General features: G+C 61.7%; 22 protein-coding genes and 1 other RNA gene. 15 read left to right on the top strand and 8 right to left on the bottom strand.

Going from position 1 to position 26387, the window contains the following annotated elements; genetic code table 11:
• The first annotated feature begins 154 nt into the window (after nt 1-154).
• The 4 genes from OSC50_RS19760 (at nt 155) to OSC50_RS19745 (ending at nt 8381) form a co-directional block, all read left to right on the top strand.
• On the top strand, nt 155-1837 hold the full coding sequence (locus OSC50_RS19760; protein ID WP_181078582.1) for a fatty acid--CoA ligase: 1683 nt from the start codon (nt 155-157) through the stop codon (nt 1835-1837).
• Nucleotides 1838-2165: 328 nt separating this feature from the next.
• Nucleotides 2166-4025: a DUF1302 domain-containing protein gene (locus tag OSC50_RS19755; protein WP_266247954.1), complete on the top strand. Its 1860-nt coding sequence runs from the start codon at nt 2166-2168 to the stop codon at nt 4023-4025.
• 28 nt (nt 4026-4053) lie between these two features.
• Complete coding sequence (locus tag OSC50_RS19750; protein WP_181078578.1) at nt 4054-5418, top strand: DUF1329 domain-containing protein; 1365 nt, start codon at nt 4054-4056, stop codon at nt 5416-5418.
• 236 nt (nt 5419-5654) lie between these two features.
• On the top strand, nt 5655-8381 hold the full coding sequence (locus tag OSC50_RS19745) for a winged helix-turn-helix domain-containing protein (RefSeq protein ID WP_266247957.1): 2727 nt from the start codon (nt 5655-5657) through the stop codon (nt 8379-8381).
• Nucleotides 8382-8393: 12 nt separating this feature from the next.
• Here the strand turns inward: OSC50_RS19745 and OSC50_RS19740 are convergent, their stop codons facing one another.
• The 4 genes from OSC50_RS19740 to OSC50_RS19725 are packed head-to-tail and all read right to left on the bottom strand — an operon-like array spanning nt 8394 to nt 11836.
• Nucleotides 8394-8954, bottom strand: coding sequence for a PqiC family protein (locus OSC50_RS19740; RefSeq protein ID WP_181078574.1), 561 nt, complete (start codon nt 8952-8954; stop codon nt 8394-8396).
• A 17-nt stretch (nt 8955-8971) separates the two neighbouring features.
• Entirely contained in the window at nt 8972-10624 is a 1653-nt protein-coding gene (locus OSC50_RS19735) for a PqiB family protein (protein WP_266247959.1), read from the bottom strand.
• Nucleotides 10608-11249 carry a paraquat-inducible protein A gene (locus OSC50_RS19730; protein WP_181078571.1) on the bottom strand — a complete coding sequence of 214 codons (642 nt, stop codon included), beginning with the start codon at nt 11247-11249 and terminating at the stop codon, nt 10608-10610. Before OSC50_RS19730 ends, OSC50_RS19735 begins: the two co-directional genes overlap by 17 nt.
• The gene (locus tag OSC50_RS19725; RefSeq protein WP_181078569.1) at nt 11246-11836 is read right to left on the bottom strand and encodes a paraquat-inducible protein A; all 591 of its coding nucleotides are present in this window, start codon (nt 11834-11836) and stop codon (nt 11246-11248) included. Before OSC50_RS19725 ends, OSC50_RS19730 begins: the two co-directional genes overlap by 4 nt.
• 168 nt (nt 11837-12004) lie before the next feature.
• On the opposite strand from OSC50_RS19725, the gene OSC50_RS19720 reads away from it, so the two are divergent.
• A complete protein-coding gene (locus OSC50_RS19720; protein WP_253510511.1) occupies nt 12005-12649 on the top strand; it encodes an MBL fold metallo-hydrolase in 645 nt (214 codons plus the stop codon).
• A 208-nt stretch (nt 12650-12857) separates the two neighbouring features.
• A complete protein-coding gene (locus tag OSC50_RS19715) occupies nt 12858-13628 on the top strand; it encodes a YiaD family glycine zipper/OmpA-like lipoprotein (protein ID WP_181078566.1) in 771 nt (256 codons plus the stop codon).
• 68 nt (nt 13629-13696) lie between these two features.
• On the opposite strand, the gene OSC50_RS19710 is transcribed toward OSC50_RS19715, so the two are convergent.
• The 4 genes from OSC50_RS19710 to OSC50_RS19695 form a co-directional block, all read right to left on the bottom strand.
• Nucleotides 13697-14278, bottom strand: a complete 582-nt coding sequence (locus tag OSC50_RS19710; protein WP_034111799.1) for a BON domain-containing protein — start codon at nt 14276-14278, stop codon at nt 13697-13699.
• Nucleotides 14275-14868, bottom strand: a complete 594-nt coding sequence (locus OSC50_RS19705; RefSeq protein WP_024073509.1) for a phosphoheptose isomerase — start codon at nt 14866-14868, stop codon at nt 14275-14277. The genes OSC50_RS19710 and OSC50_RS19705 overlap by 4 nt, the downstream gene beginning before the upstream one ends.
• A 92-nt stretch (nt 14869-14960) precedes the next feature.
• A complete protein-coding gene (locus OSC50_RS19700) occupies nt 14961-15332 on the bottom strand; it encodes a YraN family protein (protein ID WP_181078565.1) in 372 nt (123 codons plus the stop codon).
• Nucleotides 15332-17143, bottom strand: a complete 1812-nt coding sequence (locus tag OSC50_RS19695; protein ID WP_253510515.1) for a penicillin-binding protein activator — start codon at nt 17141-17143, stop codon at nt 15332-15334. The genes OSC50_RS19700 and OSC50_RS19695 overlap by 1 nt, the downstream gene beginning before the upstream one ends.
• A gap of 187 nt (nt 17144-17330) precedes the next feature.
• Between OSC50_RS19695 and rsmI the strand changes: the two genes are divergently transcribed.
• The 9 genes from rsmI to mraY all read left to right on the top strand — a co-directional run bounded on the left by rsmI (nt 17331) and on the right by mraY (nt 26382).
• Nucleotides 17331-18236, top strand: a complete 906-nt coding sequence (rsmI, locus tag OSC50_RS19690) for a 16S rRNA (cytidine(1402)-2'-O)-methyltransferase (protein ID WP_181078562.1) — start codon at nt 17331-17333, stop codon at nt 18234-18236.
• A gap of 96 nt (nt 18237-18332) precedes the next feature.
• Nucleotides 18333-18686: RNase P RNA component class A (gene rnpB / locus OSC50_RS19685), an RNA gene on the top strand.
• A 356-nt stretch (nt 18687-19042) separates the two neighbouring features.
• On the top strand, nt 19043-19498 hold the full coding sequence (gene mraZ / locus OSC50_RS19680) for a division/cell wall cluster transcriptional repressor MraZ (RefSeq protein ID WP_003171868.1): 456 nt from the start codon (nt 19043-19045) through the stop codon (nt 19496-19498).
• Nucleotides 19495-20442, top strand: a complete 948-nt coding sequence (gene rsmH / locus OSC50_RS19675; protein ID WP_370694742.1) for a 16S rRNA (cytosine(1402)-N(4))-methyltransferase RsmH — start codon at nt 19495-19497, stop codon at nt 20440-20442. The genes mraZ and rsmH overlap by 4 nt, the downstream gene beginning before the upstream one ends.
• A complete protein-coding gene (ftsL, locus tag OSC50_RS19670; RefSeq protein ID WP_124361353.1) occupies nt 20439-20732 on the top strand; it encodes a cell division protein FtsL in 294 nt (97 codons plus the stop codon). The genes rsmH and ftsL overlap by 4 nt, the downstream gene beginning before the upstream one ends.
• On the top strand, nt 20732-22474 hold the full coding sequence (locus OSC50_RS19665) for a peptidoglycan D,D-transpeptidase FtsI family protein (RefSeq protein WP_181078617.1): 1743 nt from the start codon (nt 20732-20734) through the stop codon (nt 22472-22474). The genes ftsL and OSC50_RS19665 overlap by 1 nt, the downstream gene beginning before the upstream one ends.
• A complete protein-coding gene (locus OSC50_RS19660; RefSeq protein ID WP_266247966.1) occupies nt 22474-23937 on the top strand; it encodes a UDP-N-acetylmuramoyl-L-alanyl-D-glutamate--2,6-diaminopimelate ligase in 1464 nt (487 codons plus the stop codon). The genes OSC50_RS19665 and OSC50_RS19660 overlap by 1 nt, the downstream gene beginning before the upstream one ends.
• Nucleotides 23930-25300, top strand: a complete 1371-nt coding sequence (locus OSC50_RS19655; protein ID WP_266247967.1) for a UDP-N-acetylmuramoyl-tripeptide--D-alanyl-D-alanine ligase — start codon at nt 23930-23932, stop codon at nt 25298-25300. The genes OSC50_RS19660 and OSC50_RS19655 overlap by 8 nt, the downstream gene beginning before the upstream one ends.
• Nucleotides 25300-26382 (top strand): phospho-N-acetylmuramoyl-pentapeptide-transferase, encoded by a 1083-nt coding sequence (mraY, locus tag OSC50_RS19650; RefSeq protein WP_034111805.1) that lies wholly within the window; start codon nt 25300-25302, stop codon nt 26380-26382. Before OSC50_RS19655 ends, mraY begins: the two co-directional genes overlap by 1 nt.
• The last annotated feature ends 5 nt before the right edge of the window (nt 26383-26387 follow it).

Here is a 26387-nt window from a genome sequence, read left to right as displayed (position 1 = left end):
ACGTGGACAGGCTCAGGTTCTGTGCAAATGCTGGCGCAAAGCTAGCATTTGCTGAGGTCTGCAAATCATTCCTTTGGCTGATTTAGCGCCAACACAACGTCTCTACAGTGCAGGTCTTCAAGCCAAGACCGTGCAGTCATAAAAAGGGATTCGTATGTTGCAGACCCGTGTTATCCCGCCCGCCGAAGGTGCGTACCAATACCCGCTGTTGATCAAGCGCCTGTTAATGTCAGGCACCCGTTACGAGAAGACCCGGGAAATCGTTTACCGTGACCAATTGCGCTACACCTACCCAACCCTGATCGAGCGCGTCGCGCGTCTGGCCAATGTGTTGACCGAGGCGGGTGTGAAGGCCGGTGACACGGTGGCGGTGATGGATTGGGACAGCCATCGCTATCTGGAATGCATGTTCGCCATCCCGATGATCGGCGCAGTGATCCACACCATCAACGTGCGCCTGTCGCCGGAACAGATCCTGTACACCATGAACCATGCCGAGGACCGGTTCGTGCTGGTCAACAGCGAGTTCGTCGGGCTCTATCAAGCCATCGCCGGGCAGCTCACCACGGTGGACAAAACGCTGCTGCTCACCGATGGCGAAGCCAAAACCGCCGAGTTGCCCGACTTGGTCGGCGAGTACGAAACCCTGCTGGCCGCCGCCAGCCCCGACTACGACTTTCAGGATTTCGACGAGCACTCCGTCGCCACCACGTTCTACACCACCGGCACCACCGGTAACCCCAAGGGTGTGTATTTCACCCATCGCCAACTGGTGCTGCACACCATCGGGGTGGCGACCATCATGGGCAGCGTCGACAGCGTGCGGTTGCTGGGCACCAACGACGTGTACATGCCGATCACGCCGATGTTCCACGTGCACGCCTGGGGCTTGCCGTATGTGGCCACCATGCTTGGCCTCAAGCAGGTCTACCCCGGCCGCTACGACCCGCAATTGCTGGTGGAGCTGTGGCGCAAGGAAAAGGTCACGTTCTCCCATTGCGTGCCGACCATCCTGCAGATGGTGCTCAACACCAAGGCCGCTCAAGGGGTGGATTTTGCCGGCTGGAAAATCGTCATCGGTGGCAGTGCGCTGAATCGTTCGCTGTACGAAGCTTCCAAGGCCCGTGGGATTCAACTGACCGCCGCGTACGGCATGTCCGAGACCGGGCCGCTGGTGTCCTGTGCGCACCTCAATGAGGAGCTGCTGGCCGGCAGCGACGACGAACGCATTACCTATCGCATCAAGGCCGGCGTACCGGGGCCGTTGGTCGACGCCGCGATCATCGACGCCGAGGGCCGTTTCCTGCCGGCCGATGGCGAGTCCCAGGGCGAGCTGGTGTTGCGCGCACCGTGGCTGACCGAAGGGTATTTCAAGGAGCCGCAAAAGGGCGCCGAGCTGTGGGCGGGCGGTTGGATGCACACCGGTGACGTGGCCACGCTGGATGCCTTTGGGGTGATTGATATCCGCGACCGCATCAAGGATGTGATCAAGACCGGCGGTGAGTGGATCTCGTCCCTGGCCCTCGAAGACCTGGTCAGCCGTCATCCGGCGGTACGCGAAGTAGCGGTGGTGGGTATCGCCGATCCGCAGTGGGGCGAGCGCCCGTTTGCCTTGCTGGTCATGCGTGAGGGCCATGTGATGGGTGCCCGCGAGCTGAAGGAACATCTCAAGCCGTTCGTGGAGTTGGGGCACTTGAGCAAGTGGGCGATTCCGAGTCAGATCGCCGTTGTTACGGAAATTCCCAAGACCAGTGTCGGCAAACTCGACAAGAAACGTATCCGCGTTGACATCATTGAATGGCAGGCTAACAACAGCACGTTCCTGTCTACACTCTGACCCCCTTCGCCGTGCCCGTTCGGGCACGGCAATGCTCTATCTGGCGCCTTCACTTGTGATTTGCCGATTTTCAGCCATCCTTGCCGCGTCGGCCCTCGCCGACATGGCGAAAGGTCTGTGGCAGACGGGTCGGTGATGCAAATCACACTTTAGAGGGATCATGCGGTACCCCCTGCTGGCTATAGTCCCACCTGAGTTTTTCAAGGATGCATCGCTTCGGGCCATGGAGGTTCAGTTGCCAGGCAGCATTGGAATCGTTGTATTCCGGCTGTTACACGCATCATCAAGAACTCACTGCCATAACAATAATGCACATGGAGTAGCGTCGATGACCTCAGTAAACCAGTTCTGGCGCCGGGCAAGATTGCCTCTGGCCGTCAGCCTCGCCTCTACGCTCGCCGGGCCTGCATTCGGCGTCAGTTTCAATATCGGTGAAATCGAAGGCAACTTCGACTCGTCGCTTTCGGTGGGTGCGAGCTGGTCGACAGCCAAGCCTAACAAGGACTTGATCGGCGCCAACAACGGCGGCCGGGGGTTGTCCCAGACCTCCGATGACGGTCATCTGAACTTCACGCGCGGCGAGACCTTCTCCAAGATCTTCAAAGGTATTCACGACCTGGAGCTGAAGTACGGCGACACCGGCGTGTTCGTGCGGGGCAAATACTGGTACGACTTCGAACTCAAGGATGAAAGCCGTGAGTTCAAGGACATCAGCGACAACAATCGAAAGGAAGGCGCCAAGTCTTCCGGTGGGCAGATTCTCGATGCCTTCGTCTATCACAACTATGCGATTGCCGATCAGCCGGGCAGCGTGCGGTTCGGTAAGCAGGTGGTGAGCTGGGGCGAAAGCACCTTCATCGGCGGCGGTATCAACTCCGTCAACCCGATTGACGTGTCCGCATTCCGTCGTCCGGGTGCCGAAATCAAGGAAGGCCTGATTCCGGTCAACATGTTCTACGTGTCACAGACCCTGACCGATAACCTGTCGGCCGAAGCGTTTTACCAGTTGGAATGGGACCAGACCGTCACCGACAACTGCGGTACGTTTTTCTCGCAGCCGGATGTGATTTCCGATGGCTGCAGCAATAACCTGCGCGTGCTGAACAAGCGCTCGACCATTCCGGGGGCTGCCTTGCCGACGTTGACGGCCCTGGGTGTGGACGTTAACAACGAAGGCGTGCTGGTGCGCCGTGGCCCTGACCGTGATGCCCGCGACAGCGGCCAATTCGGCGTGGCCATGCACTACAACTTCGAGCCGCTGGACACCGAGTTCGGCGCGTATTTCATGAATTACCACAGCCGTGCGCCGATCTTCAGTGCACAGGGTGCGCCGGCGTCGGCCTACACCCGTCCGCTGGGGCCGCTGGGCGCCTTGCGGCCACTGGTCGTGGCCGGCAACTCCAACTACTTCGTCGAGTACCCGGAAGATATCCGCCTCTACGGTTTGAGCTTCTCCACCACGCTGCCGACGGGCACCGCGTGGAGCGGTGAGCTGAGTTACCGTCCCAACGCACCGGTGCAGTTGAGCACCACCGATATTCTCTTCGCCGGTGTTACGCCGATCCCGGGCTTTGGCAACGCGTCCGTGCTCAAGGGCACCCCAGGCCAGGATCTGCACGGTTACAACCGCAAGGAAGTGACCCAGTTCCAGACCACCTTCACGCACTTCTTCGACCAAGTGATGGGCGCGAGCCGCTTGACCACCGTCGGTGAAATCGGCGTGACCCATGTGGGCGGCCTGGAAAGCAAATCACAAGCCCGTTACGGCCGTGACCCGGTATTCGGTCCTGGCACCTTGCCGGCTGGCTTCTGCGACAGGCTCAACCAATCCACGGCCAATGGCGCCGGCCTGCCCAACGCCGCCGGCTTGAACACCAATTGCAACAACGACGGCTTCACCACGGCAACCTCCTGGGGCTACCGCGCGCGTGCCATCTGGGAATACCCGGACGTGTTCGCCGGTGTGAACCTCAAGCCCAACGTGGCGTGGTCCCACGACGTGAAAGGTTATTCGCCAGGCCCTGGCGGTAACTTCGAAGAAGGTCGCAAAGCGGTCAGCCTGGGGCTGGATGCCGAATACCAGAACACTTACACCGCGAGCCTGGCGTACACCAACTTCTTCGGCGGCAAGTTCAGCACCGTGGATGACCGTGATTTTGTCGCCCTGAGCGTCGGCGCGAACTTCTAAGCACACTGAATTTCAGGAAGACCGAAATATGAAAATAACTAAAAGTCTGTTGCACGTAGGTGTGCTGGGGCTGTCGATCCTGGCGAGCAACGTCATGGCGGCGGTCTCGGCGGATGAAGCCGCCAAGCTGGGCACCACCCTCACGCCGATGGGCGCCGAGATGGCCGGGAACGCGGCGGGCACGATCCCCAAGTGGTCGCCGATGCCGACCAATGCCGGCGCTGTGGATGCCAAGGGGTTCCTCGCCAACCCGTACGCCAGTGAGCAACCACAGTTCACCATCACCGCGCAGAACGTCGAGCAGTACAAAGACAAACTGGCGCCGGGGCAGTACGCGATGTTCAAGCGCTACCCGGAAACCTTCAAGATGCCGGTCTACCCGACCCATCGCGGCGCTACCGTGCCGGCCGATGTGTTCGCCTCGATCAAGAAGAACGCCACCACTACCAACCTGGTGTCCGGCGGCAACGGCCTGGAAAACTTCGAAACTGCGGTACCGTTCCCGATTCCGAAAAGTGGCGTCGAGGTGATCTGGAACCATATCACTCGCTATCGCGGCGGTAGCGTCACGCGCCTGGTGACGCAGGCTACCCCGCAGACCAATGGCTCTTACAGCCTGGTGTATTTCCGCGACCAGTTCGTGTTCCGCGACAAAATGAAGGACTTCGATCCGAAGAACCCAGGCAACGTGCTGTTCTACTTCAAGCAGCAAGTAACCGCGCCGGCGCGTCTTGCCGGTGGTGTGCTGCTGGTGCACGAAACTCTGGACCAGGTGAAGGAGCCGCGTTCGGCGTGGGTCTACAACGCCGGCCAGCGTCGTGTGCGCCGGGCCCCGCAAGTCTCCTATGACGGCCCGGGCACCGCCGCCGACGGCCTGCGGACCTCCGACAACCTCGACATGTACAACGGTGCGCCGGACCGCTACGACTGGAAGCTGGAAGGCAAGAAGGAAATCTACATCGCCTCCAACAGCTACAAGATCGACGATCCGAAGCTTAAGTACGCCGACATCATCAAGGCCGGCCACATCAACCAGGACCTTGCGCGTTACGAACTGCGCCGCGTCTGGCACGTGGTCGCCACCTTGAAGGAAGGCCAGCGCCACATCTACGCCAAGCGTGACTTCTACATCGACGAAGACACCTGGCAAGCCGCGGTGATCGACCACTACGACGGCCGTGGCCAACTGTGGCGCGTCGCCGAAGCCCATGCCGAGAACTACTACGACAAGCAAGTGCCGTGGTACGCCCTGGAAACCCTCTACGACCTGCAGTCCGGCCGTTACCTGGCGCTGGGCATGAAGAACGAAGAGAAACAGGCCTACGACTTTGGCTTCACCGCTACCACCAGCGACTTCACCCCGGCGGCCTTGCGTCAGGATGGTGTGCGCTAAGCTGAACGAGTCAATGTGGAAGGGGGCTTGCCCCCGATAGCGGTGTGACAGTCAGCGCAGCATCGACTGATCCGCCTCTATCGGGAGCAAGCCCCCTTCCACTTTTGTTTGTGGCGATATTTCTTGTCGCAGTTCTTTTCCAGGCAATTGTTGCAAAGATCTACAAACCGGCGGCTTTTACCGCTAGTCTGCGGACATCTGCAATGCCGACAATAGCCTTCAATAAGAGCCCGGCGATGACTGATCTGTCCCGAATCCAAGGGCCCGCCAGTACGGCGATCCCGTCCCTGGACGCGCGTTTCTACAGGCCACCGCTGCCTGACGGCTACGTGCCGCGACCGCGCCTGTGCGAACGGCTGAGTGCCGGATTGCAGGGGCGGTTATTGCTGGTCAGCGCGCCGGCCGGCTTCGGCAAGAGTTCCCTGGCGGTCGAGTTCTGCCAAAGCCTGCCGACGCACTGGCAAAGCCTGTGGCTGGGCCTGAGCCCACGGGACAGTGACCCCGGTCGTTTCCTCGAACGTTTGCTCGAAGGCCTGCAACAGTACTTTTCGCCGCTCGGCGCCCAGTCCCTGGGCCTGCTGAAAATGCGCCAGCGTCATCAACCCTTTGCCTTTGAAGAATGGCTCGATGGTCTGCTCGATGAGTTGGCCGTTCACTTGTCCACCCGCGCGCCGCTGTTGCTGGTACTCGATGACTATCATCTGGCCCAGGGACCGGTGCTGGACCGTTGCCTGCAGTTTTTCCTCAACCACTTGCCCGACGGCCTGGTGGTGCTGGTAACCAGCCGCCAGCGCCCGGATTGGCATCTGGCGCGCCTGCGTTTGTCGCGGCACTTGCTCGAACTGCACGAACATGACCTGCGTTTGACCCATGGCGAATCCTTGGCAGTGCTGGATCACCATAGCAATGCGCTGCGCGGCGAAGCCCTCGATAACTTGATCCGGCGCAGTGAAGGCTGGGTGGCCGGACTGCGCTTCTGGTTGCTGGCGGCGTCCGAAGCCGGCAACGAAGGCGCTTTGCCCCAGAGCCTGCACGGCGGCGAAGGTCTGATCCGCGATTATCTGTTGGAAGAGGTGATCGACTGTCTGCCGGCTGACGTGCAGGCATTCCTGTTCGACACCGCGCCCCAGGAGCGCTTTTGCAGCGAACTGTGCGACGCCGTGCGCGAAGCCCACGACAGCGCGGACATCCTGCGCTACCTGCAATCTCACCAGGTGTTTCTGGTGCCGCTGGACGAGCAGGGCGTCTGGTTTCGCTATCACCATCTGTTCTCCGACCTGTTGCGCAGTCGCCGCGCGAACAGCCCGGTGCTGCCGGCCGCGAGCCTGCACCTGCGCGCCTGTCGCTGGTTCAATGCCCAGGGCCTGATCGACGAAGCGGTGGAGCAGGCATTGCGCGCCGGCCATTTGGATGTGGCGGCAAACCTGGTGCAAAACCTGTCCGAAGAACAGCTGCTGGCCGAGCAGAATGTCGGCATGCTGCTGCGCTGGAAAATGGACTTGCCCGACAGCCTGTTGATCAGCACGCCGCGCTTGATTGTGTTGTACAGCTGGGCGTTGGGCCTGGCCTGCCAGCTCGACGCGGCGCAGGAACTGTCCAGTTACCTCAGTCGCTTCCTGCCGGCCCCTTCGGCCACCGCACAACGATCGATGCTGGCGCAGTGGCTGGCGCTGAGCGGCATCATCGCCCGTGGTCGCGGTGATCGCGAGCTGACCCAGCGCTACTGCGGCGAGGCGTTGGACAGCCTGCCGCAGCGCCGCTATGGCCAGCGGCTGATGTGTCTGTCGACCTTATCCAACCTGGCGATTGCCGATGCCGACCTGTGGCGCGCCCGGGGCTTGAATCGCGAATCGCTGGAGCTCGCGCAGCGGGTCGGCAATCCGCTGTTCGAGGCCTTGGCCCACTACGACCGTGCGCGGGTGTTGCAGGCGCGCGGTGAAATCCTGCGTTCGCTCGACGAAGTGCGCCAGGGCCTGCAGCGCCTGCATGGCCTGGCGCCTCAGCGGTTGTATGCGGTGCGCGCGCGCCTGGCGCTGTATGAAGGTTACTTGCTGCTGTTGCGCTTGCAGCCCGAAGCGGGCCTGGCTCGCCTGCGCGCCGGGCTGGCGGAGGCCCGAGCCTGCCGCGATATCAGTGTGCTGATCGGGCACTGTGTGATCGCCAGTTTCGAAGGACGCCGCGGCGACTTTCCTCTGGCCTTCGCCGAGCTGGCTGAAGCCGAGCGCTTGATGCATATCTGGGACGTGCCGCCGATTTACTACCTGGCCATGATCACCCTGATCAAATGCGAACTGTGGCTGGCCCAGGGCCGTACCGACCTGGCCGATGCCTGGCTGACGCGGCTGGGGCAGACCTACAACGGCTACCACGCCGCCGCTGCGCCGGAGTTTCATCCCCACCTGCCGCAACACATCGGCCTGCAACAAGCCGCCCTGGACGCCACGCGTCATCAGCCCGAAGCGGCGTTGCAGCGTTTGGAACAATTGGCGCAAGAGGCCCAGACCAGCGGCCGCCAGATGATCGCTTTGCTGGCGCTGACCCAGCAGGTGCAACTGCTGCTGGAGGGCGGGCAGCCGGCCAAGGCGCGGCCGATGCTGGCCCAGGCCCTGCAGGCTGCCGCCGGGGGCGCACTGCAACCGTTCCAGCGGCTGTTGGAAAACCATGCTGACTGGATGCGCGAGCAGTTGGCTCAGCACCCTCACGCCCTGGCGAGCCAGGCCCTGCTGGCGTTGTTGCCCACGGTGGCGGCGGGGGGGTCATCCTCCCATGAGGCGCTCAGCGCGCGCGAAATGGCCGTGCTGCAACTGATTGCCCTGGGATGTTCGAATCAGGAAATCAGCAATCAGTTGTTCATTTCCCTGCACACCGTGAAAACCCACGCCAGCCACATCAACAGCAAGCTTGGCGTGGAGCGACGCACTCAGGCCGTGGCCCGCGCGAAGGCCATGGGGTTGCTGGCCTGATCTCGCGGTGGGCTACGGTGTGCCTGGGCACTGGCCAGCAGCGCTGGCGGCTGCCCGGCTGACCTGTGCCGCGAAGCGCTTGAGGTTGTTCTGATGGGCCAACACCACATCGTCAATGCCGCTGCCCGCCGGCGACTGCAAGGTCGTTCGGCACAGCAGCGACGGGCGGTCAGTGCCGCTGGCGGGCCGCAGACGCCATTGGGCGTCAAACCGGGCGTACTGGCCAGGCACGGAATCAAAGCGCTGTACGTCGACCCGCAACAGCAGCGGTGGCCGAGGATTGCTGTTGGCCAACTGATCCACCAGCGCGCTGCGCATTTCGTCCGCCAGGCTGGCGGCCCACCACTGGGTTTCCAGGATGGCGATGCCCGTGTCGCCCTGGCGCACCACGATCTGCGGTCGGTCCACGGCGGGCGGCACCGTGAGGCTCTCGATGCGGATCGTGCCGGTACCGCCAACCGTGGGCAGATTCGCATGCGCCGGGGTCAGCGTATGGAAGGTAATGGGCGTGCTGCCGCAGGCCGACAGCGCCAACAACGCGCCGAGCAGGGTGGCTTTGAACGGAAACGTCATGGCGCTTGCTCCAGGTTTCATTTGCGCGGTGGCCCTTGCAGGTTCAGGGGCGCGGCGTTGTCGGGGCGACCGCGAATCAGCGATTCCGGGTGACGGCCCAGGTAGTCCGACAGCTCGCGCAACGAGCGGGACATGCGGCCCAGCTCATCCAGGGTCTGGGTCAGTTGCTCGCGCTGCGGTGAGTCTTCGGCGAGGGTCGCGTTGGCCGATTGCAACGTCTTGCTGACGTCGGCCAAGGTCGTCTGTACGCCGGGCAGGGTCTTGGCGTTGAACTGGGTGAGGCCTTTGCGCAACTCGACGAGATTGCTGTCGAGGTTGCCGGCGATGCGTTCGATCGGCAGTTGATTGATCTTGTTGACGATGCTTTCGAGTTTTTCCTGCAGTTGTTCCAGGTTACCGGGAATGGTCGGGATGCTGACCGGGCGCAGGGTGGGGTCGAAGGTGACCTTGTCGGCTTTGGGGTAGAAGTCCAGGGCGATGTACAACTGGCCGGTCAGCAGGTTGCCGCTGCGCGCCTGGGCCCGCAGACCGTTCTCGATGAACGAGCCGATCAGGCGTACGCCGGCGGCTTCATCCTTGGGATCGTTGTTCATGGTCTTGAGCAGCTTGGTATGGGCCTGTCCGAGCAACTGGGGATAGATGACGATGCCGACGTTGAGTGGGAAGCTGCGCTTTTTGGCATCGAAGTCCAGGTTGACCGACACCACTTTGCCGAACTCGATGCCGAGGAACTCCACCGGTGCGCCGACCTTGAGCCCGCGCAGGGCCTGGTCGAAACGCAGGGCCATGTATTGGCCGTCGCCGGTGGGCGGAGCAAGCGCGCTGACCTGGTCGTCGAACAGTTCGAACGTTTGTTCCTCATCGGCGGGCTTATCGTTGGGGCTGTAAGGCGGCGCCAGGAACGCAATACCGCCCACCAGCATGGACGACAGCGATTCGGTTTTCAGCGCGAAGCCATTGGCGCCGACACTCAGGTCGATCCCACTGGCGTTCCAGAAGCGGGTGTTCTGCGTGACGTACGCATCATTGGGCGCATGCACGAACACTTCGATATCGACCCCTTTGCCTTCGGCATCCAGTTTGTAGGCCACCACTTGGCCGACCTCGATTTTGCGGTAGTACACCGGCGAGCCGATATCCAGCGAGCCCAGGGTCTGCGTATGCAACGTAAAACGTTTGCCCGGTTCTCCGTAGGTGATCGGCGGCGGGTTTTCCAGGCCCTTGAACTGCCTGGCGCGGGTCTCGGACTGGCCGATGTCGGCACCGATATAGTCGCCGGACAACAGCGTGTCGATACCGGAAACGCCACCCGCGCCGATGCGCGGGCGTACCACCCAGAACTGCGAGTCGGCGCGCGTGAAACTTTCGGCCTGCTTGGCCAACTGCACGGTCGCGTTGACGCTTTTCTGATCGCCGCTCAGGGCCACATCGGTCACTTGGCCGATCACCACGTTGCGGTACTTGACCTCGGTTTTATTCGCTGTCAGCCCGCTGCCGGTCTTGAAGTTAAGCGTGATGGTCGGGCCCTGCTGCAGGACGCTGTGGACCACCAGCGAAATCCCCACCAATACCGCAACGATCGGCACGATCCAAACCAGCGACACACTGAAGCGCCGGGTCTTGATGGCCGGCGATCCGGGCGTTTTCGCAGCGTCAGTGCGGGACGTCATCCGAGGTCTCCTTAGTGTGCGGGGGTTCCCAGATCAGCCTCGGGTCGAAGCTCATCGCAGCCAACATGGTAAATACAACCACCAGGCCGAAAAACAGAATGCCCAGGCGCGGCTCGATAGTGCCCAGCGCCTGAAACTTCACCAGCGCGGCCACCAGCGCGACCACGATGACATCCAGCATCGACCAGTAGCCAATCAGCTCGACAAAACGGAACAGCTTCGAGCGCTCCTTGCGCGCCCACAGGCTGTTGCGTTGCACGGTCACCAGCAGCAGCGCCAGAGAAACGAACTTGATCCCCGGCACGGCGATGCTGGCGATAAAAATGATCAGCGCGATGTCCCACGCGCCGTGCTGCCAGAACTCCAGAACCCCGCTCATGATGGTGCTGTCGGCGCCCGAGCCGAACAGGCTGGTATTCATCACCGGCAGCACATTGGCCGGTACATAAAAGGCCAGCGCCGTGAGCATGTAGGCCCAGGTGCGAGTGAGCGAGCGGACCTTGCGCCGGTGCAGGGGCGCGCCGCAGCGTTCGCATTCGCCGGGGGCTGCGCTGATGTCAGCCGCCAGGCCGCAGCTGTGGCACAGGCACAGGTTGAGTTCGCTGGCGGTCGGCGGGGTATTCACACAACGTCCCACAGGTCACGCACATCGCGCCCGGCGATACGGATCAGCAACAGGCTCAGCACGGCCAGCGCAAACAGGCCGGTGCCGGGAATGACATCGAGCATGCCGGCCAACTTGAACACCGCCACCATCGCCCCGAGCAGGCACACCTCGAGCATGCTCCACGGCCGCAGTGCTTCGAGCCAGCGCATGCATAGCCTGAACGCCGGCGAACGCTGGCCGGCCAAGGCGAAACTCAACACCCATATCAGCAGTAACAACTGGAAAACCGGCGCGATGATGATGGAGATCGCGGCCACCAAGGCGATAAAGGTGATTGGCCCCAGGCTCAGGGCCACCACTGAGTCCCACAGCGTGGCGCTGTTTTTCAGGCCCTGCAGGCTGATCGTCATCACCGGATAGAAGTTAGCGAAAGCCCATAGCACCGCGGCGGTCAGCGTCAAGGCGAGGCGCTGTTGCAGGGTCAGGCCGTTGTAGCGCTGCAACACGCCTGCACAGCGCACGCACACGGCTTTTTGATGCCGGGCGAGCGCGACTTTGCGGTACACGCAGTCGCAGTGCTCGCAGATGATCAAGTGGTTCGCCATGAGGCTCGCTCCAGCGCGGCACGTTTGCGATCTTGGGTGGGGTTGAGGGGCGCCCGCAAAGCTTAGCAGCGGCGGCTTTGCATGCGGGCGAGCGAACCGTCACTTTCGGGTGTGAGGCTTGGTCAACCATACTGTGGCGAATATGCCATATGAAGCGCAGGAGTACCGATGAATATTGAACACAACGCCCTTATCCGCGAAACCTTCCCGGTCGGCCCGTTGCAGTGCAACTGCACGATCATCGGCGACCCCGTCACCAAAAAAGCCATCGTGGTCGATCCGGGCGGCAACCCGGAACGGATCCTGGCGCGGCTCGATGCGCTGGGCCTGAAGGTGGTGAGCATCATTCATACCCATGCCCATCTCGATCACTTCCTCGCTTCGGGTCAATTGAAAGAGAAAACCGGCGCCACCCTGCATCTGCACAAGGAAGACCAATTCCTGTGGGACAACCTGGAGATGCAATGCCAGATGTTTGGGGTGCCCTATACGCCAGTGCCGTCGCCCGACCGCTGGCTGGCCGATGATGAGGCCTTGGCCTGCGGCTGCGGCGTGGCTTTGCACACGCCTGGGCATACGCCGGGATCGATGAGTTTCTGGTTCGCCGATGCCAAATTGCTGATTGCCGGTGACACCTTGTTCCGCCGCGGCGTGGGGCGTACGGATCTGTGGGGTGGCGATCAGGCGACCATTGTGCGTTCGATCAAGCAGCGCCTGTATACCCTGGACGAGGATGCCATCGTGGTGACGGGGCACGGGCCGGATACGCGGCTGGGGGATGAGATGCGCGAGAACCCGTTCGTTCGGGCTTGACGTCAGCGAGCGCGCCGTTACAGAAAAATCTCAGGTTGTGTTCAGCGGGTGTCTGCTAGGGTTTTGATGGCGGTCAGTGTTGGCCAGTCTTTTGTTACAGCCTGGAACGCGATGACGGAATTTTTGCCGTTTGTCGCGTTCCAAACCCGGCACAGGTCCGTTGCCAATGTCCTTTGCACCACAGAATGCAAAAGTAGGAGCTTCCTTCATGTTCACTCCGCGTCGTCTGCTTGTTGTCGCTACCGCCGTAGCCCTGTTGTCCGGCTGCGCTTCCCCTAATCCTTATGACGGCAGCAGCCAGGGACAGGCGAATAATGAATCCGGCGGTATGAGCAAGACCGCCAAGTATGGTGGCCTGGGCGCTCTGGCCGGGGCATTGGCCGGTGCCGCCATCGACCACAACCACCGTGGCAAGGGCGCGCTGATCGGCGCAGTGGTGGCCGGTGCAGGTGCCGCCGGCTATGGCTACTACGCCGACCAGCAGGAAAAGAAACTGCGCGAAAGCATGGCCAATACCGGAGTCGAAGTGCAGCGCCAGGGCGACCAGATCAAATTGATCATGCCGGGTAACATCACCTTCGCCACCAACTCCGACGCGATTTCCAGCAGTTTCTACCAGCCGCTGAACAACTTGGCCAATTCGCTCAAGCAGTTCAATCAGAACACCATCCAGATTGTCGGCTACACCGACAGCACCGGCAGCCGCCAGTTGAACATGGACCTGTCCCAGCGTCGCGCTCAGAGCGTGGCCAATTACCTGACGTCCCAAGGCGTGAGTCCGGCCAACCTGAGCGCGCGCGGCGCCGGTCCGGATAACCCGATCGCCAGCAACGCGGACGTCAATGGCCGTGCCCAGAACCGTCGGGTCGAGGTCAACCTGGGTCCTATCCCAGGCCAGCAGTATGGCCAGCCGGCCCAGCAGCAGGCACCGCAGCAAAATAACCAGTTCCAGGGCAACCCGTACCAGCAGTACCAGTAAGCTCGGGTAATAAAAAAGGACGCCGTGCAATGGCTGCACGGCGTCCTTTTTTGTGGGCGGCGTTTACATCAATCGATGTATTCGAACACCTTAACGATCTTCTGCACGCCAGATACGCCCTGTACCAGATTGGCGGCGCGGGTGGCTTCCGCCTGGGTCAGCAGGCCCATCAGGTAGACGATACCGTTATCGGTGACGACTTTGATGCGCGAGCCTGGGATGGCGTTGTCGGTGAGCATCTGCGCCTTGATCTTGGTGGTCAGCAGCGCGTCATTGCTGATGGCCAGCAGGGTGATCGGGTCCATCACCTGCAATTCGTTATGCACCTTCTTCACGCGTTGCACGGCCGCTGCGGCTTGCTCGGCCTGGGCCTTAAGATCGGCGCGGGGCGTTTGGCCGGCGAGCAGTACCACACCGTTGAAACTGGTGACGACGATGCGCGAGGCACCATTGCCCAGGTCCGGCGCGGCTTTGGCGACGTTGACCTCGACTTTGGTTTCGATCAGAGAGTCGTCGATCTTGCTGCCGAAGGTACGCGTGCCCTTGTCGTCCTGGATGGGGGTGTCGCGTGTCGCGGTGATTGCCGTGCTGCAGCCGCTGATGGCAAGGCACAGCGTCATGGCCAAAAGGCTGAGGCGGTTAACGGTCATTCTTCACTCCCGAACAGTTGGCTGTCGATCAGATCGCACAGGCAGTGGATCGCCAGCAGGTGGACTTCCTGGATACGTGCAGTGACAGTGGCCGGAACGCGAATCTCCACATCTTCTGGCAGCAGCAGCGAGGCCATGCCGCCGCCGTCGCGTCCGGTCAATGCTACGACAATCATTTCGCGATCATGTGCGGCCTGGATCGCTTGAATAATGTTGGCCGAGTTGCCGCTGGTGGAAATCGCCAGCAGCACATCGCCCGGCTGGCCCAGGGCGCGGATCTGCTTGGAGAAGATCTCGTTGTAGCTGTAGTCGTTGGCGATCGAGGTGATCGTCGACGAATCGGTGGTCAAGGCAATGGCCGGCAGGCTCGGGCGCTCGCGCTCGAAGCGGTTGAGCAGCTCGGAGGAAAAGTGCTGGGCGTCGCCGGCTGAACCGCCGTTGCCGCACGAAAGCATTTTGCCCTCGTTGAGCAAGGCATTGACCATGACTTGACTGGCTTGCTCGATGTGCGGTGCAAGTACGTCCATCGCCTGTTGCTTGGTGTCGATGCTGGCCTGGAATAGCTGGCGAATTCGGGATTGCATGTCCATCTGTGTGACCTTAAGTAGCGCGGCTGTTTGGCACAGGAATGTGCAGCCCGCAAAGCAAAGAGCAAAAGTGTGTGGTGTAGAGGTCCGGCGAATCAGCTGTCGAAGGCATTGGGCAGCCAGTTCAGATCAGCCGTCCCCGACGGTGTGCTTTCTATGGCGACCACATCGAAACGGCAGGGGGAGTCGGCCCAGCGATGCTCTTTTTGCAGGAAAAACTGCGCGGCGAGTATCAGCTTTTGACGCTTGCGCCCGTCGATACTGGCGAGCGCGCCACCCCATTGTGCGTGTTTCCTGTAGCGGACTTCGACGAATACTACTGTATCGCCGTCAAGCATGACCAGATCAAGCTCGCCGCGTTTACACAACCAGTTCTGCGCCAGAAGGCGCAGACCCTGTTGCTGCAGGTAGTTCAGAGCTTGAAGTTCGGCATCCTTGCCGCTTTGCGCGCGGGACCGCTCGGGCATCAGCGCGGGGTGTCCGGCAGGCGTTGGACCTGGCCGCCGACGAACTTGGCCCAAGGCATCTGGCGGTCGACGCGCTGGTTGCCGCTGATGCCCAGATTGCCCGACAGGCCATCCACCCGAGTGTCCGGCAGCGCCTTGAGCTGGCCCAGGCGTGGCGCCAGGCGATAGGCATCGACGCCCATCGCATACAGGCGGCCGAGGCTGCCATTGGCTTGTGGCCATTGCGCGGCGACCTGGTTGCGCAGCGGGTCGGTGGTGTTGAGCAGCCAAGGCGTTTCGCAGAACATCACGTTGGTCATGTCCAGGTACTGGTTCTTGTCGCCGCTGGCGCTGAATACGTGGGATGTTGCATACACCGGCACGTCGCCGGCGTACTGGAAGTTGAGGGTCGGCTTGATCTGCTGGGCCAGTTGCGGGGTTACGGCCAGGAAGATGAACTCGATGTCCTGGCGACGTGAAGGTTGTGCCGCCACATCGGTGCCAACGGTGTTTTGCAGGCTCTTGGCGCGGGCTTCGCTTTTACGCAGCTGGAACAGGTCGGCAATCTGCTGGGCCAGGGCCACGGGCTGATCCACATACTCCACACCCATGACCGTACCGCCGTTGGCTTCCCAATCCTGGCGGAACGCCTTGTAGACACGCTCGCCCCATTCGCCACGCGGCACCATGGCTGCGGCGCGGTGCAGGCCATCGGCACGGGCGCGGCGCGAGACTTCGCGGGCTTCGTCTTCGGCGGCCAGGCCGAACTGGAACAGCTGCGGCGGAGCTTGATCGGTTTCGGCGTAATTCAGCGCCAGGGTGGTGATCGGCAGTTGAGGTCGCGCGCTGAGCTGCTTGACGAGTGGCTTCTCCAGCGGGCCGACCACCAGTTGCACGCCGGCGGCCTGGGCCTTGGCGTAGAAATCGTCGAGGGAGGTCAAGCGGGAGCTGTCATAGAACTCAATGACCGGCGGCTTCTGCCCGGCCTGTTCGGCCTGGTAATGGGCCGCCATGAAGCCTTCGCGCAACGCCTTGCCCACGGAGGCCAGCGGGCCGTCTTGTGGCAGCAGCAGGGCGATCTTGTTCAGGGGCTGGCTGGCCAGTTCCTTAAGCTTGGTCAGCGGCGTCGGCAATTGCAGCGCCGCCGGATGGTTGGGGTTCTGCGCGCGCCAGGTGTCGATGGCGGCCTGCTGTTGCTCCAGGGTGCCGGCGCTCTTGACCGATTGAGCCAGGGTGATCCAGCCATCGAGGATAGGGTTGCCGCTGGCTTGCAACTGCTCGGCCGGCAGGGCGGCAATCAGCGCCCAGATGGCGTCATGGTTGGCATGCGCGGCGTCGCCGGTCAGCAACGAGGCCATGGCGACACGCTCACGGGCGGCGGCCAGGGTCTGGCCGTCGGCCTCATAAGCGCGGGCATGAACGGTACCGGTGCGAATCTGCTGCTCGGCAGGCAAGTCCTTGAGGCTTTGCAGGCTCGGGTGGCTCAATGCCGTCAACGCGGCCTTGGGCTGGTTGCGCGTCATCGCCAGCTCGGCAGCCAGTGTGCTGGCAAACACCTGTGCGGCAGGCTTGAGAGCCTCCAGGGGCACTTGTGCAAGAATCTGCGCCGAGCGGCCAGGATTATTCTGGTGGTAGGCCAGGTCAGCTGCACTCAGGCGCAACAGTGCGGCCTTTTCCGGCGTCTTGGCGGAGGTGGCCTGTTCGAGCAGTTGCTCGATACTGGCGTCCGGGGTCCGAGGAAGCTCGCCAAGGCTGGACGAGGGCGAGCTGGCGCAGGCGGCCAGTAGGGCAGCGAGGCAGAGGGCGGAGAGCAGCCGCAGGCAAGCGATCATGTAAGTGTTCCTGATACCGATCAAATTAGCGTGGAAGTGTACCCAAGCACTGGCCCAGGCGCGATGTTACTGGCGTGAAACCGTCGATTTAGGTCGTGCAAAAGCGGCTGACTGGATGTTACCGGACGCAAGCGACCCTGAAGGGATCGGCCTCGATGGCGTTTTTTCAAGGCATCTACGCGCTACAATGATTTTTTTGCCAACCATCGAGGTGTGCGTTTTGACTGCTCCAGGTCCTTTGAATTCCACTGCAGGCTCGCTTTTTGTCGTGGCGACGCCCATTGGCAACCTGGACGACATCAGTGCTCGCGCATTGAAAGTGTTGCGCGACGTTAAATTGATCGCGGCCGAAGACACGCGCCACTCCCAACGTTTGATGCAGCATTTTGGTATCAGTACGCCGCTGGCGGCCTGCCATGAGCACAACGAACGCGAGGAAGGCAGCCGCTTTATCGTGCGTCTGCTGGCCGGCGACGACGTGGCGTTGATTTCCGATGCGGGCACGCCATTGATCTCCGATCCCGGTTACCACCTGGTCCGCCAGGCACGCGCCGCAGGTATCAATGTAGTGCCTGTTCCGGGGGCGTGCGCGTTGATTGCTGCCTTATCGGCGGCCGGCCTGCCTTCCGACCGGTTTATCTTCGAAGGCTTCCTGCCCGCCAAGGCGGTGGGGCGTCGAGCGCGCCTTGAGGCCCTCAAGGAGGAACCGCGCACGCTGATCTTCTACGAAGCGCCGCACCGCATCCTGGAGTGTCTGCAGGACATGGAGCTGGTATTCGGCGGCGAGCGCCTGGCGCTGTTGGCCCGCGAGCTGACCAAAACCTTCGAGACTCTCAAAGGCTTACCCCTGGAAGCGCTTCGAGCCTTTGTCGAAGGCGACAGTAACCAGCAGCGCGGCGAGTGCGTGGTGCTGGTAGCGGGCTGGACCGCGCCGGAGAGCGAGGATGCGGTGAGCAGCGAGGCCATGCGCATCCTGGATCTGTTGCTCAAGGAAATGCCACTTAAACGCGCAGCGGCCCTGGCGGCGGAAATCACTGGCGTGCGCAAGAACGTCCTGTATCAAGTGGCGCTGGATAAGCAGAAAGCCGAATAGTTCCGGGGTGGAGGGTGCAATTCATCCGATCATGATGGCAGTCGCGGTCTTTTAATACTTGTCCTGAGACCGCCGTGCCGTTAACCTGCGCGGCGGAGAGTCGATTGGACAGTCGCTGCCCTCTATGAAAATTAGGGGGGGGAGGAAAGTCCGGGCTCCATAGGGCGAAGTGCCAGGTAATGCCTGGGAGGCGTGAGCCTACGGAAAGTGCCACAGAAAATAACCGCCTAAGCGCTTCGGTGCCGGTAAGGGTGAAAAGGTGCGGTAAGAGCGCACCGCACGACTGGCAACAGTTCGTGGCTAGGTAAACCCCACTTGGAGCAAGACCAAATAGGGTCCCAAGGCGTGGCCCGCGCTGGGACCGGGTAGGTTGCTAAAGATGTCCAGTGATGGCCATCGTAGACGAATGACTGTTCAAGACAGAACCCGGCTTATAGATCGACTCTCCACCTTATTTCCTTTTGTTCGAGTCTCGAGCAAAAAAACCGGTAGTAACGCAAGACTCCCTCCCTGCCAAATCATTGGCAGATGCATCTTCGTAATACCAAAAAAATCTTACTCTTAATAAATCACTTTAACTTCGAGCTATAGCGCTTTGAGTGCTCTGCGCTTGTTGGGTCAAAAATATCGTCGAACTCGGGTTTCTCCTCCCTTTACGCTCCTAAATCTCCGTTCTGTAAGGCTTTTCCTTGAATCCGTGCCTTGACGGTGTGGTGGGCGCATTCCTATAGTGTGCGCAAGTGGCGGAAAGTGGCACAAAGTGGGTTTTTTGAACGTAAAACGCTAAAATTTGGAGAAACGCATCTGTGTTTCGCGGAGCTAACGCTATCAGTCTCGACGCAAAAGGCCGTCTCGCTATGCCGAGCCGGTATCGCGACGAGCTGATTTCGAGAAGTTCCGGGCAGTTAATCATCACAATCGATGCCGTTGACCCTTGTTTATGTGTTTACCCCCTCGACGAGTGGGAGTTGATCGAAACCAAATTGCGCGCCTTGCCTTCATTGCGTGAAGAAAACCGCCGCCTGCAGCGTTTGCTGATCGGTAATGCCGTCGACCTTGAACTCGATGGCAGTGGTCGTTTCCTGGTACCCCCGCGTCTACGCGAGTACGCCAAGCTCGATAAGCGCGCAATGCTGGTCGGCCAACTGAACAAGTTCCAATTGTGGGACGAAGATGCCTGGGATGCTGTTTCCGCAGCTGACCTGGCTGCTATTCAACAACCGGGCGCCATGCCTGACGAACTGCGTGATCTGATCCTGTGACTATTGATAGCGGCTTTAACCACATCACCGTACTGCTTGACGAAGCCGTCGAGGCTCTCGCCGTACGCGCGGATGGCTGCTATGTGGATGGGACGTTCGGCCGGGGCGGGCACAGTCGATTGATCCTTAGTCAGCTCGGGCCGGACGGAACGCTCCTCGGGTTCGACAAAGACCCCCAAGCGATTGCCACCGGGCAAGCGCTAGCGGCCGAAGACGGCCGCTTTGTCGTTGTGCAGCGCAGCTTTGCCGAGCTGGGAGCCGAAGTGGCCGAGCGCGGCATGGCGGGCAAGGTCGCCGGCGTTTTGCTTGACCTGGGCGTGTCTTCGCCCCAGCTCGATGACCCGGAACGCGGTTTCAGTTTCATGAACGACGGCCCCCTCGACATGCGCATGGACCCGTCCCGAGGCGTCAGCGCCGCGCAGTTCATCGCCACCGCGCCGGTGGAAGAAATCGCCCGGGTGTTCAAGGAATACGGCGAAGAGCGTTTCGCCGGCCGTATGGCTCGTGCCGTGGTCGAGCGCCGCGAACTGCAACCGTTCGAGCGCACCGCTGACCTGGCCGAAGTGCTGAAAGTCGCCAACCCAGCCTGGGAAAAGGGCAAGAACCCGGCGACCCGTGCGTTCCAGGGCCTGCGCATTCACGTCAACAACGAATTGGGCGATCTGGAGGCCGGCCTGGAGGCTGCCCTCGACGCGCTGGAAGTGGGCGGTCGCCTGGTGGTGATCAGCTTCCACTCCCTGGAAGACCGTATCGTCAAGCTATTCATGCGCCGCCTGGTCAAGGGCGAGTCCGACAACCTGCCGCGCAACCTGCCGGTACGTTTCGAAGCCTTTGTGCCGAAAATCAAGATCCATGGCAAAGCGCAGTTCGCTTCCGATGCTGAGCTTAAGGCCAACCCACGTGCCCGCAGTGCGGTCATGCGTGTTGCGGAGAAGTTGCGGTGAGCAAGCTTTTCGCCAAGCCCCTGCCAGGCGGCAGCTTCTTTATGTTGCTGCTGTTTATCGGCGTGCTGGTTTCCGCCATCGCGGTGTCCTACAGCGCCCACTGGAACCGTCAGTTGCTCAACACCCTGTACGGGGAATTGAGCGTGCGCGACAAAGCTCAGGCGGAGTGGGGACGGTTGATCCTGGAGCAAAGTACCTGGACCGCCCACAGTCGTATCGAGGTGCTGGCCACGGAACAGCTGAAAATGCATATCCCCGGCGCAGCTGACGTGCGGATGGTGGCGCCATGATGAAACTTGAAGGCGCGCTCTATCCATGGCGCTTCCGCCTGGTGCTTGGCTTGCTGGCACTGATGGTGGGCGCGATCGCCTGGCGCATCATCGACCTGCAGGTGGTCGACCGCGACTTCCTGATCGGCCAGGGCGACGCCCGCAGCCTGCGTCATATCCCTATTCCCGCGCACCGTGGCCTGATCACCGACCGCAATGGCGAGCCCCTGGCCGTCAGTACACCGGTGACCACGCTGTGGGCTAACGCCAAGGAACTGCAGGTTGCCAAGGACCGCTGGCCGGCCCTCGCCGCCGCCCTTGGTCAAGACCCCAAGGCCCTGGCCGAGCGTCTGGAAGCCCAGGCCAACAAAGAGTTCATCTATCTGGTACGCGGCCTGACCCCTGAGCAGGGCCAGCAGGTGCTCGACCTTAAAGTCCCCGGTGTCTACGGCATCGAGGAGTTCCGTCGTTTCTACCCGGCCGGTGAAACCACCGCCCATATGGTGGGCTTCACCGACATCGACGACCACGGTCGCGAAGGTGTCGAGTTGGCCTACGATGAATGGCTGGCCGGGGTTCCAGGCAAGCGACAAGTCATCAAGGATCGGCGCGGAAGGCTGATCAAGGATGTCCAGGTCACCAAGAACGCCAAGGCCGGTAAGCCCTTGGCGTTGTCGATTGACCTGCGTCTGCAATACCTGGCCAACCGCGAACTGCGTAACGCGATCATCGAGAACGGCGCCAAGGCCGGCAGCCTGGTGATCATGGACGTGAAGACCGGTGAGATTCTCGCCATGGTCAACCAGCCAACCTACAACCCGAACAACCGTCGCAACCTGCAACCGGCGATGATGCGCAACCGCGCCATGATCGACGTGTTCGAGCCGGGTTCGACCATGAAAGCCATTTCCATGAGTGCTGCCCTCGAAACGGGACGCTGGAAGCCCAGCGACAAGGTCGAGGTCTATCCGGGCACGCTGCAGTTGGGCAAATACACCATTCGCGACGTATCCCGGACCGAAGGGCCGGTGTTGGACCTGACAGGCATCCTGATCAACTCCAGTAACGTGGGCATGAGTAAGGTCGCCTTCGATATCGGCGGCGAAACCATCTACCACCTGGCGCAGAAAATCGGCCTGGGCCAACCCACGGGCCTGGACTTTCCTGGCGAGCGCGTCGGTAACCTGCCGAACTACCGCGATTGGAAAAAAGCCGAGACCGCCACGCTGTCCTACGGCTACGGCCTGTCGGTGACGGCAATCCAATTGGCCCACGCCTTCTCCGTGCTGGCCAACAATGGCCGCATGGTGCCGTTAAGCCTGATTCACGTCGACGAAGCGCCAAAGGCGACTCAGGTGATCCCGGAAAATGTCGCCAAGACCATGCAAGGCATGCTGCAACAAGTGATCGAAGCACCGCGCGGCGTGTTCCGTGCCCAGGTGCCGGCGTATCACGTGGGCGGCAAATCCGGTACCGCACGTAAGACATCCGTGGGCACCAAGGGCTATGCCGAGAACTCGTACCGTTCGCTGTTCGCCGGCTTCGGTCCGATGAGCGACCCGCGCTACGCCATCGTCGTGGTGATCGATGAACCCAGCAAGGCCGGTTACTTCGGTGGCCTGGTCTCGGCGCCGGTGTTCAGCAAAGTGATGTCCGGCACCCTGCGCCTGATGAACATCACCCCCGACAACCTGCCGCCGACCCAGCAAGCAAACGCCGGACCACCGGCCGCTGCCGTAAAAGCCAATGGAGGGCGCGGCTGATGTCTCTAAGTTTGAACAAGATTTTCGCCCATGCCGGTCGCGACCTGTTGATCCGTGAGCTGACCCTGGACAGCCGCAATGTGCGTGCCGGCGACCTGTTCCTGGCCGTGCCGGGTGGCAGGTTCGACGGTCGCGCGCACATTGCCGATGCGCTGCAACGCGGTGCCGCCGCCGTGGCGTATGAAGCCGAAGGCGCCACCGTGCTACCGATCACCGACGTGCCGCTGATTCCGGTCAAAGGGCTGGCCAAGCAGTTATCCGATATCGCCGGGCGTTTCTATGGCGAGCCGAGCCGCCACCTCAATCTGGTGGGCGTGACCGGCACCAACGGCAAGACCAGCGTGACCCAGCTCGTGGCCCAGGCTCTTGATCTGCTGGGCCAGCACTGCGGCATTGTCGGCACTCTGGGGACTGGTTTCTATGGCGCGCTGCAAAGCGGTCTGCACACCACGCCGAACCCGATTGCCGTGCAGGCGACCCTGGCCGACCTGAAAAAAGCCGGTGCCAAGGCCGTGGCCATGGAGGTCTCATCCCACGGGCTGGAGCAGGGTCGCGTCAGCGCCCTGGCGTTCGATGTGGCGGTGATGACCAACCTGTCCCGCGACCATCTGGATTACCACGGCACCATGGAGGCGTACGCCGCCGCCAAGGCCAAGCTGTTCGCGTGGAATGATCTCAAATGCCGGGTCGTTAACCTGGACGATGCGTTCGGTCGCCAACTCGCCACCGAAGACCGCGAAGGGCGCCTGATCAGCTACAGCCTGCAGGACCCAAGTGCCTACCTGTATTGCCGCGAAGCCCGGTTCGACGACGAAGGCGTGCGCGCCACCCTGGTGACCCCGCAGGGCGAACACCACCTGCGCAGCACCTTGCTCGGTCGTTTCAACCTCAGCAACGTGCTTGCTGCCATCGGTGCGCTGCTGGGCCTGGACTATGCCCTCGACGAAATTCTGAACGTACTGCCGAAGCTGGAAGGCCCGGCCGGTCGCATGCAGCGCCTGGGTGGCGGAAAACAGCCGCTGGTAGTGGTTGATTACGCCCACACCCCGGACGCCCTGGAAAAAGTACTCCAAGCGCTGCGCCCACACGCCAAGGGCAAATTACTGTGCCTGTTCGGTTGCGGCGGTGATCGTGATCGCGGCAAGCGCCCGCTGATGGCCGAGATTGTCGAGCGCCTGGCCGACGGCGTGCTGGTGACCGACGACAACCCGCGCAGCGAAGACCCAAGCCAGATTTTCGATGACATCCGTGCAGGCTTCAAAGACGTCTCCAAAGCTACCTTTGTCGCCGGTCGCGGTAACGCCATTGCCCAACTGATCGCCAGCGCCGGCGTCGACGATGTGGTGGTGCTCGCCGGTAAAGGCCACGAGGACTACCAGGAAATCAACGGCGAGCGGCATGCCTTTTCCGACCTGGTCGAGGCCGATCACGCCTTGAGTGCCTGGGAGATCGCCCATGCTTAAGCCGATGCGCTTCAGCGAACTGCCCCAGGCCCTGTCCGCTCGCCTTCTGTCCGGCGATTGCCGCTTCGATGGCGTCAGCATCGACAGCCGTGCCATCCAGCCAGGGCAACTGTTTGTCGCGCTGGCCGGCCCGCGCTTTGACGGCCACGATTACCTCAATGACGTCGCCGCCAAAGGCGCCGTGGGTGCCCTGGTGCAGCGCGAAGTACCGGAGTCGAGCTTGCCGCAGTTGCTGGTCGCCGACACCCGTTTGGCCCTCGGCCAACTGGGCGCACTCAACCGTGCCGCCTTCGAGCAGCCGGTGGCGGCCATCACCGGCTCCAGCGGCAAGACCACAGTCAAGGAACTGCTGGCCGGCGTGCTACGCACACGCGGGCCGGTACTCGCTACCCGTGGCAACCTGAACAACGATTTCGGCGCGCCGTTGACCCTGCTCGAATTGGCCCCGGAACACACGGCGGCGGTGATCGAGTTGGGTGCTTCGCGCGTCGGCGAAATCGCCTACACCGTGGCGCTGACCAAGCCCCACGTCGCCATTATCAATAACGCCGGTACTGCTCACGTGGGCGAGTTCGGTGGCCCGGAAAAGATCGTCGAAGCCAAGGGTGAAATCCTTGAAGGCCTCGACGCTTCGGGCACCGCCGTATTGAACCTCGACGACAAGGCCTTCGAAACCTGGCGCGTGCGCGCCGCCGGTCGCAAGGTCCTGACGTTTGCCGTGCATAACGCAGCGGCTGATTTCCGTGCATCCAACATGACCGTCGATGCCCGAGGCTGCCCGTCCTTTACCTTGCACACCCCGCAAGGCAGCGAACACGTGCAACTGAATTTGTTGGGCAACCATAACGTTGCCAATGCCCTGGCCGCCGCCGCTGCCGCGTACGCCCTGGGCGTGTCGCTGTTCGGTATTGCCACGGGCCTTGGCGCGGTGCAACCGGTCAAGGGCCGCACCGTGGCGCAGTTGGCGACAAACGGCATGCGCGTGATCGATGACACCTACAACGCCAACCAGTCCTCGGTCTGCGCCGCCATCGACCTGCTCAAAGGCTTCGACGGCCGCAAGGTACTGGTGCTGGGCGATATCGCTGAACTGGGCGACTGGGCCGAACAATCCCACCGCGAAGTCGGTTCCTACGCCAGCGGCAAGGTCGACGCCCTTTATGCCGTCGGCCCGAACATGGCCCACGCCGTCAACGCTTTCGGCCCAGGTGCGCAGCATTTCGCCACCCAAGCCGAGCTGATCCAGGCGCTGGCTGCGGCCGAACACGACAAACAGACAACCATTTTGATCAAGGGATCGCGCAGCGCGGTGATGGAAAACGTCGTCGTGGCCTTGTGTGGCTCAAGTACGGAGAAACATTAATGCTGCTGCTGCTGGCTGAGTATCTGCAACAGTTCCACAAAGGCTTCGCGGTCTTCCAGTACCTGACTCTGCGCGGGATCCTGGGTGTGCTGACCGCGTTGTGTTTGTCACTGTTCCTGGGGCCGTGGATGATCCGCACCCTGCAGAACCTGCAAATTGGTCAATCGGTTCGCAATGACGGCCCGCAGTCGCACCTGTCCAAGTCCGGTACGCCGACCATGGGCGGCGCGCTGATCCTGTCCTCCATCGGTGTCAGCACGTTGCTTTGGGCTGACCTGCACAACCGTTATGTATGGGTGGTGCTGCTGGTGACCCTGCTGTTCGGCGCCATCGGCTGGGTGGATGACTACCGTAAGGTCATCGAGAAGAACTCCAAGGGGCTGCCAAGCCGTTGGAAGTATTTCTGGCAGTCGGTGTTCGGTTTGGGCGCGGCGATCTTCCTGTACATGACCGCCCCAAGCGCGGTGGAAACCACGCTGATTCTGCCCATGCTCAAGGACGCCAGCATTCCCCTGGGCATCGGCTTCGTGGTGCTGACCTACTTCGTGATCGTCGGCTCCAGCAACGCCGTCAACCTTACCGACGGCCTCGACGGCCTGGCGATCATGCCGACGGTGATGGTGGGCGGTGCGCTCGGTATCTTCTGCTACCTGTCGGGTAACGTGAAATTCGCCGAATACCTGCTGATCCCCTACGTACCGGGCGCGGGTGAGTTGATCGTATTCTGCGGCGCGCTGATTGGTGCGGGCCTGGGCTTCCTGTGGTTCAACACCTACCCGGCACAAGTCTTCATGGGTGACGTCGGCGCGTTGGCGCTGGGCGCGGCCCTGGGCACCATCGCGGTGATCGTTCGCCAGGAAATCGTGCTGTTCATCATGGGCGGTGTGTTCGTGATGGAAACCCTGTCGGTGGTCATCCAGGTGGCGTCCTTCAAATTGACCGGGCGTCGCGTGTTCCGCATGGCGCCGATTCACCACCACTTTGAACTCAAGGGCTGGCCCGAGCCACGCGTGATCGTCCGCTTCTGGATCATCACCGTGATTCTGGTGCTGATCGGCCTTGCCACCCTGAAACTGAGGTAGAAAAG

Origin of the sequence: Pseudomonas quebecensis, from assembly GCF_026410085.1 — a bacterium.
Lineage (GTDB): Bacteria > Pseudomonadota > Gammaproteobacteria > Pseudomonadales > Pseudomonadaceae > Aquipseudomonas > Aquipseudomonas quebecensis.
The sequence above is the reverse complement of the archived record's forward strand: the minus strand, read 5'-3'. Positions and strand labels throughout refer to the sequence as shown.

Coding starts and splice junctions, on each gene's coding strand:
- OSC50_RS19760 (WP_181078582.1), top strand. CDS start 155: ATGTTGCAGACCCGTGTTATCCCGCCCGCCGAAGGTGCGTACCAATAC.
- OSC50_RS19710 (WP_034111799.1), bottom strand. CDS start 14,278: ATGACCGTTAACCGCCTCAGCCTTTTGGCCATGACGCTGTGCCTTGCC.
- OSC50_RS19715 (WP_181078566.1), top strand. CDS start 12,858: ATGTTCACTCCGCGTCGTCTGCTTGTTGTCGCTACCGCCGTAGCCCTG.
- OSC50_RS19750 (WP_181078578.1), top strand. CDS start 4,054: ATGAAAATAACTAAAAGTCTGTTGCACGTAGGTGTGCTGGGGCTGTCG.
- rsmI (WP_181078562.1), top strand. CDS start 17,331: ATGATTTTTTTGCCAACCATCGAGGTGTGCGTTTTGACTGCTCCAGGT.
- OSC50_RS19755 (WP_266247954.1), top strand. CDS start 2,166: ATGACCTCAGTAAACCAGTTCTGGCGCCGGGCAAGATTGCCTCTGGCC.
- OSC50_RS19665 (WP_181078617.1), top strand. CDS start 20,732: ATGAAACTTGAAGGCGCGCTCTATCCATGGCGCTTCCGCCTGGTGCTT.
- mraY (WP_034111805.1), top strand. CDS start 25,300: ATGCTGCTGCTGCTGGCTGAGTATCTGCAACAGTTCCACAAAGGCTTC.
- OSC50_RS19735 (WP_266247959.1), bottom strand. CDS start 10,624: ATGACGTCCCGCACTGACGCTGCGAAAACGCCCGGATCGCCGGCCATC.
- OSC50_RS19725 (WP_181078569.1), bottom strand. CDS start 11,836: ATGGCGAACCACTTGATCATCTGCGAGCACTGCGACTGCGTGTACCGC.
- OSC50_RS19705 (WP_024073509.1), bottom strand. CDS start 14,868: ATGGACATGCAATCCCGAATTCGCCAGCTATTCCAGGCCAGCATCGAC.
- OSC50_RS19740 (WP_181078574.1), bottom strand. CDS start 8,954: ATGACGTTTCCGTTCAAAGCCACCCTGCTCGGCGCGTTGTTGGCGCTG.
- OSC50_RS19655 (WP_266247967.1), top strand. CDS start 23,930: ATGCTTAAGCCGATGCGCTTCAGCGAACTGCCCCAGGCCCTGTCCGCT.
- OSC50_RS19700 (WP_181078565.1), bottom strand. CDS start 15,332: ATGCCCGAGCGGTCCCGCGCGCAAAGCGGCAAGGATGCCGAACTTCAA.
- OSC50_RS19720 (WP_253510511.1), top strand. CDS start 12,005: ATGAATATTGAACACAACGCCCTTATCCGCGAAACCTTCCCGGTCGGC.
- OSC50_RS19660 (WP_266247966.1), top strand. CDS start 22,474: ATGTCTCTAAGTTTGAACAAGATTTTCGCCCATGCCGGTCGCGACCTG.
- OSC50_RS19745 (WP_266247957.1), top strand. CDS start 5,655: ATGACTGATCTGTCCCGAATCCAAGGGCCCGCCAGTACGGCGATCCCG.
- OSC50_RS19695 (WP_253510515.1), bottom strand. CDS start 17,143: ATGATCGCTTGCCTGCGGCTGCTCTCCGCCCTCTGCCTCGCTGCCCTA.